The sequence below is a fragment of the Ruegeria sp. YTSA075 genome (genome assembly GCF_059610245.1).
The window spans coordinates 1-12975 of record NZ_JBXWNG010000028.1 but is presented as its reverse complement, the minus strand read 5'-3'; the positions used below and the strand labels follow the sequence as shown (position 1 = coordinate 12975).

Here is a 12975-nt window from a genome sequence, read left to right as displayed (position 1 = left end):
CGAAGGTCTTCCTATCCGCAATCGCACTCGCAGCTACCGTCCTGTTCTGGCTGTAATTTAATGAGTCTGGAGCCTAGCGTCTCCCAAAAAGTACCTGCCGGGCACGAAAATGTCCTTCCCCGGAATAAAAAACCGGAGCAAATCACAGACCTGCTGGCCTATCTGGAATCCTTGCAGTGACAGACCAACGGCGTTTCTTTGATGGCGTCTTGCGCGCTTGCCCTCAAAGAAACGCTAAATTGCCTTCTCCGTGGTTGGTCAGGCTCTAAGCTTTTCCGTTCAAATACCGCACCATTTCCGGGGCAGCCATAAGGGTCTGAATGAAAGTCCCGAAATGTTCAAGCGATCCCGTGCGTGGGTCACTGTCGCGCCATGCCAGCCTGATAGAACGGCCAAACACCCCATCCGCAATGGGATGCGTTGTTGCTAGGCCGCCGAAACGGTCGGGGCCACTCACAGACAATGCCGGAAAAAGCGCGCAACCCTCTCCCAGCGCGACCATTTGCCGGAGCATCTCAAGACTGCTGGCCACTCTTTGTCCTGGTCGGTCAATCCGGTCGCAAAACGCAACGGTCTGATCCCGTAGACAGTGTTCTTGAGAAAGCAGAACGAGCTGTGAGGACAAAACCTTGGACCAACGAACCTTTTCATTGGGTTTGAGATCTACATCCTTGGGACAGGCAAAAACAAATGGTTCATGAAACAGCTCAAGCGCACTTAGTGCGGGCTGTTTCGGGTCAGTTGCGATCAGCGCAGCGTCCAGCGCCCGATTGGTGAGCATCTCTTCGAGAACATGCGTGGGCTCTTCGAACAGTGACAGCCTTAACTTGGGATAAGCGGCTTTGAGTGACTTGAGGATGAGCGGCAATAAGTAGGGACCAAGGGTCGGAAGTACACCAAACTTCAAATCACCTTCCAGATTGTCACTCAGGCTCAGCGACAATTCCAACAGCTCACGGGCCTCGGTCAGAAGGATTTCTGCTTTTTGCAAGACTATCCGGCCATTTTGCGTCAAAGAGACATGTCTGCCCTGACGTTCGAAAATCGAAAATCCAAGTCGGGCCTCTAGTTTCAATACCTGTTGGCTGATTGCAGGTTGTGAAACCCCACAGATATCAGCCGCCCGGCCAAAATGACCTTCTTCGGCAATGCTTTGAATGTACTCAAGATCTCTGAGTGAAAGACCGGCGACTGAGGTTCTTCTGGCCATGCATCACCGCTGATTATCGGTCGGATAATTTATATAAGTTGGAGTAATCTGGCCGTTTTCGGTTTTGTCCTGCCAATACCAACTCAGGAGATTGACATGATGAGTAAACCGAAACTGACCACCGCGTTTGGCGCGCCAGTGCCCAACAACCAAAACACTCTGACGGCGGGGCCACGTGGCCCTGCGCTGCTTCAGGATGTATGGTTTCTCGAGAAAATGGCTCATTTTGATCGCGAAGTGATCCCCGAACGCCGGATGCATGCCAAAGGGTCTGGCGCTTACGGTACATTCACAGTGACCCACGACATCACCCGCTATACACGCGCCAAATTGTTCTCTGATGTTGGCAAGAAGACGGATCTCTTCCTGCGTTTCTCGACCGTTGCAGGAGAACGCGGTGCGGCGGATGCGGAACGGGACATCCGAGGTTTTGCGGTAAAGTTCTACACTGAAGAGGGCAACTGGGACCTGGTTGGGAATAACACCCCTGTGTTTTTCCTTCGCGATCCGCTGAAGTTTCCCGATCTTAATCACGCTGTCAAACGTGATCCGCGGACCAACATGCGCAGTGCGGACAACAACTGGGACTTCTGGACCAGCCTTCCGGAAGCGTTGCTTCAGGTGACGATTGTTATGTCTGATCGCGGCATTCCCGCAACCTACCGGCACATGCACGGCTTTGGCAGCCACACGTTCAGTTTTATCAACTCGGATAACGAACGTTTTTGGGTCAAGTTCCATTTCAAAACCCAGCAAGGGATCAAAAACCTCACCGACGAAGAAGCCGCGCAGATCATCTCTGGTGACCGTGAAAGCCATCAGCGTGATCTTTACGATGCTATTGAAGACGGTGATTTTCCCAAATGGACGCTTTATGTCCAAGTCATGCCAGAGAAGGATGCGGGTACGTATCACCTTAACCCATTTGACCTCACCAAGGTATGGCCGCATGGGGACTATCCGTTGATTGAGGTTGGCGAACTGGAGTTGAACCGGAACCCCGAGAACTACTTTGCCGAGGTGGAACAGGCCGCCTTCGCGCCTTCCACAATTGTTCCTGGTATCAGCTTTTCGCCGGACAAGATGTTGCAGGGACGTCTGTTTTCCTATGGCGACACTCAGCGGTATCGGTTGGGTGTCAACCATTCCCAGATCCCGGTGAATGCGCCTCGTTGCCCGTATCATTCCTACCATCGTGATGGCGCGATGAGGGTCGACGGCAATGCCGGATCTCGGATTGGCTATGAACCCAACATGCATAGCGAATGGGCCGAGCAACCGGATTTCTCTGAACCACCTTTGTCCATCGAAGGTTCTGCGGATCATTGGAACCACCGCGAGGATGATGACTATTTCTCGCAGCCCGGTGATTTGTTCCGCCTGATGACGCCGGAGCAACAAAAAGTGTTGTTCGAAAACACCGCGCGCGCGATTGGAGCTGCAAGGAAGGAAATCCAGATCCGCCACATATCGAATTGCCTCAAGGCAGATCCCGCGTATAGCGCCGGCGTCGCAAAGGCTCTTGGTTTGAGCATCGAGCGTGACCCCCTTGAGTGAAATCAATTGGCAAGTTCCCGACTTTCGGGAACTTGCGCGATGCCGTGTGGCGTTCATGAACGAACGATGCATAGCGGTTTTGGGTTTCCTGTCGCTGTGGTCGCCAAAGCCGCGTTCTTGCGACCGCCAACGGCGGGTTTTGTTCCGATGTCCGGACACCATGGCCCGTTCAGACATTGCAGCGACCTGCTGTGTCTTCACTTTGACCGACAGTTACGGGGCCGCTTTTAGCCGATACGACGCCTCGTGTCAGAAGGCCGCCAATCTCTGATCCCAATTGCAGTTCAGAAACCTGGCCAAGGTGATGCGCAACGATCTGCCCCGCCTGATCCAACAGGACAAGGCTTGGTGTGCCGCGCATACCAAAGCGAGACATCGTGTTTGGCAATGATCCAGCGCCCTGTTTGTCCACGCCAACAGGGAAGGTGATGCGATACTCATGTAAGAAAGCCTTCAGAGACACCGGTGTCATAGCATCGTGATGTTCGAAAACAGTGTGCAGGCCAATCACGGCTACTTTTTCTTCAGGAAATATCTTCTGAATCGACTGTGCCAAGGGAATGCCGTGCAGGACGCATCCTGGGCATAACATTTGAAATGCCTCAATCACAACAACCCGTCCTTCTAACTCGCGTAAAGTCAGGGGTGTGTCTGTGTTGAACCATTCCGATACGTCTAATTCTGGTGTTTGCATAGTCTCGTCCTCTTTTGCGTGCAGCCGCCTTGGGTTTGGCGGCTGCACGCTCGAATATCAGTGAAGTTTGCCCGGCAGGTTCAGGTCGCCAGATGCGACGTCGAAGATATCTGTGACGCATAGCAAGGGCGCATGGATATTCGCGTTGACCCTCAAGGCTGATGTGACACCGTCATAAGCGACTCCATCCAGTTCCACGTCGCTGGCGAAGCCTGCGTTCACCACAATTTCGGGCCCGTCGAACAGCGGTGTAAACCCTGGGCTGTCCAGAAAGATCGGGAACCCAGGCCATGTCGCAGGTAGCTTGGGTGTGGAGCCTTCGGGGATGTCCCGTACGGCAAGCGCGACGGGTCCGCACGCTTCGGTCGGGGTCAACACAACCCAGTGGCTGTGCCATTCGATGCCGTCATTGGCCGGATCTCCGTCGCCGTTCTCATCAAAAAGCGGTGTGTCATCGAAATCTGGATGACTGGTTGCGGCCAATGCAAGGATTCCTGTGCCGGCTTCGAACCCAACGGCCGAAGGGTCCAATGACGTAGGCCAGACATATGACCAGACATCTGATCCACCGACCTCTCCGGTTGCCACCGGAACCGAGGCGCCAGCCGATCCATTCGTTGTCATGTGAAAAGTGACGGTGTTTCCATTGCGGTGCGCGTGTGCGGCCAGAATGTCAAAGTCCGCGACGTTACTGGCGTCTGCCGAAGATATGATGGCGCCATCTTGATGGATGGCATGGTTCCCATCAGCAAGAGCTGTGCTGCCGATGACCAAGACCAGAGTGGAAGTGAGTATTGAGAGTTTCATGTGTGCCTCCAAATGAAAGATAGCGAGTCGCTACTATAGTGAGAAATACATTGCAACTATAATTTCGAGTCGCTACTAAAAGCGTTATGAATACAGATCATCGCATTCGCACACTGATCAACCGTCTGGCCCGGATAGATTCTTCCGAAGGATGGGCGGGAGATTTGAACCCGACTCAGAGGATGGCGCTCGAGTACCTCGCTGAGGCGAACATGTTCTCGCGCTCGCCGTCGCATGTTGCAGAATACATCGGAACAACCCGTGGAACGATGTCACAGACGCTCAAAGCTTTGGCGCGAAAAGGCTATGTAGAAGAGCACCGCAAAGAACATGATCAGCGGTCGATCTCCTACGAACTCACCAAGGAAGGGGGCGAGATCGTTCGTCAGCCAAACCCAGTTGCTCAGGCAATTGGAGTTATGCCCTTAGAAAACCAAGCCATGCTTGAGCAGGGGCTGATGCAAAGCCTCAGTCTGGCTTTGGCCGCAAACGAAGGCCGATCGTTCGGCCAATGCAAATCCTGTGCCCATCATGATGTCACGACGGAAAACGGGTTTTGCAAATTGTTGGGTGTTTCATTGGAGCCCGGAGAAAAAGACAAGATCTGCATTGAGCACGAGGAAGCTAGATGAACCATCCTGAACTGTCGGCAAAAATCGACGGCATTTTTCTTGGATCCATCAGAGATCGCTGGGAAGGTAAACCACCTTCTGCTATTCAGAAAGACCGGGTGGGCGGGCGGCAAGCCATTACCTTGCTTGGATTTTCCGGGGACGCTCAGGCTGACCTGACCGTGCATGGAGGCGAAGACAAAGCCATCCATCATTATGATTTTGATCACTATTCGGCTTGGCAAGCAGAGGACCAAATGGCACCCGGCACAATGCCAGCGGCGTTTGGCGAGAACATTTCTACGACAGGATTGACCGAGGAAAACCTCTGCATCGGCGACATCCTGTTACTCGGGACGGCGGTAGTTCAAATTAGCCAGGGGCGGCAGCCGTGCTGGAAACTTGGGCTACATACGGGGCGCAACGAAATGCCCTATCAGTTTCAGAAGACGGGCCGAACCGGATGGTACTATCGAGTACTCGAACCTGGCGAAGTTAGCGCCGGTGATCGGATCGCCTTGGCGGAAAGGCCAAATCCGAATTGGTCAGTATTGGCTGTTACACGCGCACGGCTGACTCGTCGTATTCTGCCGGAAGATGCCGAGGTTTTGTCTCAGATGGAAGAACTTGCTGAAGGTTGGCGACAAGCTTTTAGCCGAATGGCTGAAGGTAATGCCAAGGAGGATACATCAGCAAGGCTTGGAGGCTCAGGATAAGACACCCAACGCGCGTTCAGTCGTGACGTAGTTTCCTCGAGCTTAGCAACCTCCTCAACTCCGTGATGGTCAAACACCCGTACAGCGACGTTCATGGTTTATTATGACGCTGCAATTCATGCGGCGGTCGCGAAACCTGCCCTTCGAAATCCGGATCGACGAAGACCGCAATGGGCTCCCAAAGCAGCCATTCGCAAAGACACTTCGGTCGCCTACAAACTGCCCAAACCTGCCTTTCATCGTTTTGCTCTGATGATGCAAAGCGGCCCGCTAAACCGGTCGTTCGCTGCAGTGCAAAATAGTCTTGGTTTCCGACAACTGTGTAGCAAATCCGTTTAAAATACTTGAGAACAAATCAGCTTTGTATTCAAGCATGAAGGGCCGGTACCCTTTGAGATGCACCGGCCCCCTTTTCTCAGACGATCTGCAGGCTGTTGTCGGTATCGAAGATCGTGACCGTCCCGAAGGTTTCGATACCGCTGACCGTGATCAGCAGATTGCCATCATCTTCTTCGACGGCGATATCGTTCATGTCGGTGTCTTGGAAGATCAGGTTGTCCAAATCGATACCATCACCAATGATCTGATCCGATCCGAAATCGCCAGAGAAGACGAACATGTCGGCGTTTGTGGCGCCAATGAACAGGTCATCGCCCGCGCCTCCGTCCATGATGTCCTTCCCGCGTCCACCATCGATGATGTCGTCTCCTGCACCACCGTGGATAAGATCGCGACCGCGACCGCCGGAGAGGTAGTCGTCACCATCTCCGCCATCGATTTTGTCAGCTCCGCGTCCACCGAGAATAAAGTCATCTCCGGCCAGTCCATTCAGGACATCACGGCCTGCAAGACCCACGATGACGTCATCCCCGCTGTCGCCGGTCAGTTCATCGCCACGGCGTGTGCCGACCAGGAACTGATCTTCCACCGGCTCCGGCGCTTCCAGCGTGAAGCTCGCCACAACCGGTTCATGATCCGAGGCAAAATCGGCGAAATCGTTGTTGACGTGAACAATATCAACATTGGCACCGGACAACAGACTGTCCGAGACGAAAATGTGATCCAACACCTGAGCATTACCCTGGAAGATGAAGGTATAGGCTTCGTCCCCTTCCAGTTGGTTGATTAGGTTAGTTAGAACCTTCTCCTCACCGACACCCGGCAAATCCTCGGACAATTCATCCGTGAACTCGAAGGTGTTGAGGTCGCCCAGAACTGCGATGTTGGCCTCACCATCTTCCGCAAGCAGACTGTCGACAACTTCATTGATCGCCTTGGCCTGTGCTTCACGCTCGGCTTCTCCACCCTGTGTAAAGGGCTGCGGTCCACCGAAGATCGGCTCGGACCCGAAGCGGGACGAGAAGTGGTTGTTGATGAGCGTGATCTCCTGCCCGTTGAAGGTAAAGACCCCCAGCAGCGGATCGCGCGAACCTTCAAATGCATCCGGGTTGGACACACCCATCTCTGCCAACACGTCGCTTTCCAGCGTCACAAACTCGTTCGCCTCGACCCGATCAGGGTTGTACAGGAACGCGTTGCGGATATTGCCGCCGGGAACGCCGCCGTTTTCGCCATCTTCGTCGACAATAGCGCTTTCAAAACTGTATTCAGGTCCGCCAGCGGCCACGATGGCATCCACAATGGCCTGAAGCGTTTCATCCGCGCTGAGCGTGCCGTCATCAGTGACGCCCGAGTCGTCCTGGATTTCCTGCAGTGCAAGAATGTCCGGGCTTCCCAGATTGCTGACGATCTGTTGCGCCAATTGCGCGATCTGATCAGCATCACCGTCATCCGGGTTCGACGTGACGTTCAGCACATTGTAGGTCGCAACTGTAAGTTCGCTTTCGGAACCCGCGATCTCGGTCACCTCAGCCGTGTTCGAGCTCGCCTCTTCCACGGTGAATTCTTCGGTGACATTGATCTCGTAGTTGCCAAAGCCGTAACCCACGACGCCAGTCACACTGCTAAGGTCATCACCCACATTCAGTTCGGGCGGTGTGAACCCATCCGGCAGCAATCCGCTGTCGTACTGGATCTGGATCCGTTCGGGGTTCAGATCGCCCAACCCGTCAGCATTGGCGTTCAGGTTCAGTGCACCCCGATCGTTCAGGCCCGGCGTTGTTCCTTCCCCATCATCAGCGACGACCCAGGTTTCGTTGAACCGGTTGGTGGCCGAGATCGCTACGGGATTGTCGACGGTGACCAGCATCCCTTCAAGGCTTTCATAGAAGTCGATCCCGTCGTTTTCAGGATCGAACTCGCCGGGCTCTTCCTGAAGATTCACCGGCAGCTCATCTTCGGAAATCACCACCTCGGTCGGGATCGGACGGCCATTGGCACCCAGAACGACCGCTTCGACAGTGTTGCCCGAGGACAGCACCTCTTCACTATCCGCGCTGATCTGAGTGATCGACAGGTTGCCGGTTCCGGCACCGCCTGGAATGAACTCCGACACTTCGCCGTTGACCTTCACCTCATCCCCAACAACAACCGTTGGTGTAGAACCGGTGAAGACAAAGATGCCATCCGAGGTCGCGGTATTGCCATCACCTTCTGCGTCCTGAAGGTAGTAGCCGTTGCTGTCGACTGCCGTAACGATGCCTTTGGTTGTCACAACCTCACCATCATAGTCCGAGATGTGGCCCTCGCCCTGAATGTCCATGATCGTGGTGATCGGGTTCAGCTCGGAAAGATCGTAAACAGCTGTGGTCCCCGACACTTCGTAGGAAACAGCGATCTGAGCGTTGCCGGTTGTGCTTTCATCCGCCGGGATGAATGTGATCACCTCGGGCGAATGCAGCGCCGGTTCGCCTGCAGGGGCGTTATCGACATGCAGTGGTGGGATGTAGTTTACGAAGGTGGAGTTTGCTGGGTCAGAGATGTCATAGATCATGATCCCGCTGTCCCGCTCCAGCCCGATGAAGGCATAGGTGCTCTCGCCAATTTCACCGATGGTGATTGCTTCGGGCTCGGGGCCTTTGGCATCCGAACGGTCCTCTCCATCGTCGCCATCGTCATCATTGAAGCGTTCAGGCGCGATCTCGGCGATGATTTCTTCGAAATCGGAACCCGAGTCGAACACCAGATTGCCATCCGCATCAAAGATCGAGAACGAGCGCGAAGAGAAAGTGTGCAGAACGTCGATGTCTCCATCGCCATCGGTGTCGCCATCAACGGTCGAAACCTCCAGACGTTCCAGCCCAGTGATATCAACGCTCGGGTCGATCAAACCTGCAGCGGCCAAATCTTCGACACGCGCTTCGTCAAAACCGCGGCTGTCGCCTTCATTGGCTGTGGCAATATAAGTCTGGCCATTCACCTCGAACGAGGCAATCGCATCCGGCATCCGGAAGCCAACCAGATTATCGAAATTGGTGATGTCGATCTCTCCGTTGTCGTTGGGGTCCAGCGCGCTTTCGCCACTGAAATCGACCGTGCCTAGTGAGAACACATCGACAACCGTGTTGGTCGCCAGATCGATTTTGGCAATCGCGTTGTTTTCCTGCAGCGACACAAAGGCGGTGGTACCGTCCGGGCTGATCGCGATGTATTCCGGTTCGATATCTTCAGCAAAGCTGACACCGTCCTGAATGCGGATACCAGCTGCGCGGGCCTGCTCTTCCAGACCGTTGAACTGAGTGAAGTCCAGTATCTGCGCGCTTGGAGCAGCTGGGTCCGTGGTGTCGATGACCGCGACGGTACCCAGCGGATTATCGTCATTGTCGCTGTCGTCGTTCTTTTCGCCTTCACCGGCAACCAACAGCTGCGTGCCATCTTCGTTGAACGTCAACTGATCCGGCAGGTTACCAACTTCGATGGTCGAGATCAGTTCCTGAGTCTCGGCATCGAACAGCGCGACAAATCCGGGCTGTGACAGCATGGTCGTTTGGCCAAACACTGTCTGTTCGATCGGCGCGACTGAAATCGCAACTGCAACAACACCATTCTTGACCGCAACCGACTGCACGCCGTCATAGCCGTCCAAACCAGTCAGATCGATTGTCGCGGCCAACTCGTTGGCGGCCCCTGATGTTTCCGGGATCTCGAAGATGTCGATCCGGCCTTGCTCTCCGTTTGTGACGTAGAGCTTGCCATCCTCATGCGCGACCACCTCCGATGCACCGTCTCCACCTTCGCCCTCAAAGATCGCCAGGGTGTCGAACAGGATTTCTCCGGTGGGTTGAGGTGCCGGTTCTTCGGTTCCGTCCAGCACTGTGTCGTCTGTAAAGTTCAGGTTCTGAATGCGCCCGTCGCTGTCGCGCCCAACATCCGCTTCGTCAAATGCATTGGCGGCATCGCCAAAATTGTCGTTCAGATACTCGGCCAGTGCGTCCTGCTCGGTACCATCACTTGCAAAGGTCGCATCGCCGGTCAGGTTGCCGTCATCCACGCCGTCACCGTCCAGGTCGTTCAGATCCAGACGTTCGGCCTCGGGACCGGTCGGGAACGGATAGCCATCTCCACCGCCCGCAAGGAAGTTCAGTGTGACAATGCGTACTGTTTCCGTCGAATCGCCAACGATTTCACCGTTTTCAACCAGTTCCATGACCAGATTTCCGTCTTCGTCGAAAATCGCCGCAGTCTGGATACGTTCGCCCGCAGGCAGGTCCGGGTCGAATGCAAACTTGACGCCCGAGACCTGCGGGAATGAGCCCGCCACACCAGGCAAGCCGCTGATGCCGTGCTCCAGCACCTCCACAAGCTCCTGCTTGGTCAGGGTCAGTAGGGTCAGGGCGTTGTTGAAGGCCAATGTGGTCTGAATGTCGTTCTGGCTGATACCACCTTCGGGCTTGATAACGTTTCCGTCGCTGTCGACCAACTCACCATTCGGCAGACGCGTGGCCGAGGTGCCACCGGGCAGCACTACAGTTTCACCGATTGATGCCCGAATACCGCCACCGTTTTTGATCGAGACAAGAACATCAGCATCCGTTTCCTTGGCAATCGCCAGATTGGCATCGGCGGTCAGGTTGCCCAGATTGGTTTCCTGCGTACGCACACCATCGGGATCGGTTGGATCGTCTGTCCCCGAGCGGTTGCCGTTCAGAAAAACGTTCGACACACCAAACACATTGGATTCTGCAGCGATGATTTGCGCTTCAATCTCATCCACAATCTGCTGGATTTCAGGATCAACCAGGTTTTCCGCATTCAAGTCGGCAACGCCCTGATCATCCGTTGCGTAAGCACCGGATATATCCGAGTCATAGCTCGTTGGGATGATATTGCCCTCGTCATCGAAATCGATGACCAACCGGCCAACATATTTGTAAGAGCCGTCGGTATTCACAACTGCTGTTTGTGTGCCACCGGCATTGGTCACAAATTGCGGATACTCGCCCTGTACACTGTCATCATCGCGCGGTCTGTCATTATCATCAAACAAGCGTGTGTTTGACCCACCTGCCACGACGATATCTACATCCGTAAGCCGCTCGGCCAGGGCCAGCTCGATATCAAGGTTCTGCATATGCGCCAGCAGAACGACCTTGTTCAACGTCGGGTCCGCTGCCAGCAGCGCGTCCACCTCAGCCTGAATTTCGGCCGCCAGCGCATCCAACTGGTCCGGCGTTGGCGTCGCATCGAATGGCGCGGGTGAGACACCAACGCCACCGGGGCTGGAAATCGATGCCAGAGTTGGCGTGGTCGCTCCGACGACGCCGATATTCTCACCGTTCACGTCGATGACCACGGATGACGTAACCGAGTTTGCCTGCGGTGCTTGTCCGCCAGCAACCTCAAGGCCGGCCAGCGCGGGCTCGGTCGAGAAATCCAGATTCGCGGACAAATACGGGAAGGCCGCGCCCGCGAAGTCGCCGCCCAGAATGGTGCTGCCATCGCCCGCGCTTCCATCGATCAAGCTTGCCAGCAGTTCAGGCCCACGATCGAATTCATGGTTGCCAAGCGCAATGGCCTGCACGCCGAGTTCGTTCTGGATTTGAATGTCCGCGATCCCCTCGGCACCATACAGCACCTCAGAGGCACCAAAGAACACGCCGGGAATGAAAGCGTCGCCCGAGGATAGGAACAGCGTATTATCCTCGATCCCGTCATTGCCAAGATCCTGTGCTTTCAGCGCATTCACAACCGCAGACAGGTTCGGTGCGCTCGTGATGGCACTGGTCGATGCCTCCTGATCCGCAATGTGCAACAGCTCCAGCGTAAAAGCGCTGGTCGGGGCCAAAAAGGTCGGGTTCACTGTACCCAGTGTGTCGGCGATAGCCGGGTCAGTCGTGAACTCATCAACGCTGATCGAAACGCCGCTGGTGTTAAAAACCTCGGTGTCGCCAATAGTATTGACAGCGAAGAAATCGCCATCAGATCCACTGCGAAAAATCAACTGTGGCTCGGCCCCGGTAAAGGCAAAGTCAACACCGCCGAGTTGAGCACCGTAGACGAAGCTTTCATCTGTTTCATTGTCTGGAACACCGACTGCGTCAAAAACGGTGTTGATGCCAAAAGTCGCGGGATCAACGTCCAGAACGCCATCATTGTCAGTGTCAAAATCGTCACCGACCACACCCGTAAACTCATCCACCAGAACATAGGTGAAGCTGGGATTCTCCAGGTCCGGAACCGATACGGTTAGAATTCCGTTCAGATCAAACACACCATTCACTTGAAAAGCGCGATCGACAGTTCCGGCTGACGATCCTTCGTCGCTTTCGATACTCAGCAGCCAGCCGGAAAAGCTCTGATTTGGCGTTCCGTACAATTCAATAGTCTGTGTTGACGGGTCGGACCCAGCCGGATTGGGCTGAAACTCGCTGATCAGAGCGTTCATCGATATTCCTTTCAAAATCCATGATGTGAATGTCAGTTTGCTAAGGGGCTCGCAGCCTGACGAGAGACAACGAGGTGTAAGATTTCATCACAGTTTGAAGAAAACGCGTCACATTGTTAACATTTTTGAAACAACAAGATGACACGGTGGAAGAGTGGTGATCGCCAGCAGTACAATGCATGCACGAAGGCCGTCGATCCAATACGTGCAAACCCTGCATTGTGCTGAACAGCGTAGCAACGAGGTGACATCCAGAGCGCCGATACGTTACTGATGCATTGGAAAAGAGGGCAATTTCACAACCTCAGTGAACCATCGGCTTTCCCCGCAGAAGGCTGAACACCGACACGCCTCATGAGCTCCGGAAGTACAGAGGCGCTTCGTTCTTATGAGCATCTGCGGGACTCTCCACACTCAACAATAGGACATCCGTTCCAATCCATCGGAGTTTCACTGCCTAGACCCGACATTAAATCACAACCCGGCAACTCGAATGATCGTTGGGCATCTCGAAGGTCTTGTGTGGATGGCTCCTGCATAGCAAGACATTTTTTGAGCTGATACGAGCGTCTGTCAGATGCAGTCGTGTGTCCGGC

Annotated in this window: 8 protein-coding genes and 1 pseudogene; 4 read left to right on the top strand and 5 right to left on the bottom strand. The window is 54.6% G+C overall.

The window, feature by feature from the left end:
- Positions 1–180, top strand: a 180-nt coding sequence (locus AC2FGE_RS20715; RefSeq protein ID WP_496821219.1) for a hypothetical protein, incomplete at its 5' end; no start/stop codon positions are given.
- Between the two features lie 85 nt (positions 181–265).
- Here the strand turns inward: AC2FGE_RS20715 and AC2FGE_RS20710 are convergent.
- Both AC2FGE_RS20710 and AC2FGE_RS20705 read right to left on the bottom strand, forming a co-directional pair.
- Positions 266–991, bottom strand: coding sequence for a hydrogen peroxide-inducible genes activator (locus AC2FGE_RS20710; RefSeq protein WP_496821220.1), 726 nt, complete (start codon positions 989–991; stop codon positions 266–268).
- An 18-nt stretch (positions 992–1009) separates the two neighbouring features.
- Positions 1010–1210 (bottom strand): annotated as a pseudogene (locus tag AC2FGE_RS20705) (LysR family transcriptional regulator); the annotation flags it as partial.
- 96 nt (positions 1211–1306) lie between these two features.
- Here AC2FGE_RS20705 and AC2FGE_RS20700 point away from each other — a divergent pair.
- On the top strand, positions 1307–2767 hold the full coding sequence (locus AC2FGE_RS20700) for a catalase (RefSeq protein ID WP_496821218.1): 1461 nt from the start codon (positions 1307–1309) through the stop codon (positions 2765–2767).
- Positions 2768–2936: 169 nt separating this feature from the next.
- Here the strand turns inward: AC2FGE_RS20700 and AC2FGE_RS20695 are convergent, their stop codons facing one another.
- Complete coding sequence (locus tag AC2FGE_RS20695; RefSeq protein ID WP_496821217.1) at positions 2937–3461, bottom strand: redoxin domain-containing protein; 525 nt, start codon at positions 3459–3461, stop codon at positions 2937–2939.
- A gap of 57 nt (positions 3462–3518) precedes the next feature.
- Positions 3519–4268 (bottom strand): hypothetical protein, encoded by a 750-nt coding sequence (locus AC2FGE_RS20690; protein WP_496821216.1) that lies wholly within the window; start codon positions 4266–4268, stop codon positions 3519–3521.
- 86 nt (positions 4269–4354) lie between these two features.
- Here AC2FGE_RS20690 and AC2FGE_RS20685 point away from each other — a divergent pair, with 86 nt between their 5' ends.
- Together AC2FGE_RS20685 and AC2FGE_RS20680 are read left to right on the top strand one after the other, a co-directional pair.
- Entirely contained in the window at positions 4355–4900 is a 546-nt protein-coding gene (locus tag AC2FGE_RS20685; protein ID WP_496821215.1) for a MarR family winged helix-turn-helix transcriptional regulator, read from the top strand.
- Positions 4897–5595, top strand: a complete 699-nt coding sequence (locus AC2FGE_RS20680) for an MOSC domain-containing protein (protein ID WP_496821214.1) — start codon at positions 4897–4899, stop codon at positions 5593–5595. Before AC2FGE_RS20685 ends, AC2FGE_RS20680 begins: the two co-directional genes overlap by 4 nt.
- Before the next feature lie 415 nt (positions 5596–6010).
- Here the strand turns inward: AC2FGE_RS20680 and AC2FGE_RS20675 are convergent, their stop codons facing one another.
- Complete coding sequence (locus AC2FGE_RS20675) at positions 6011–12379, bottom strand: choice-of-anchor I family protein (protein ID WP_496821213.1); 6369 nt, start codon at positions 12377–12379, stop codon at positions 6011–6013.
- Between the last annotated feature and the right edge of the window lie 596 nt (positions 12380–12975).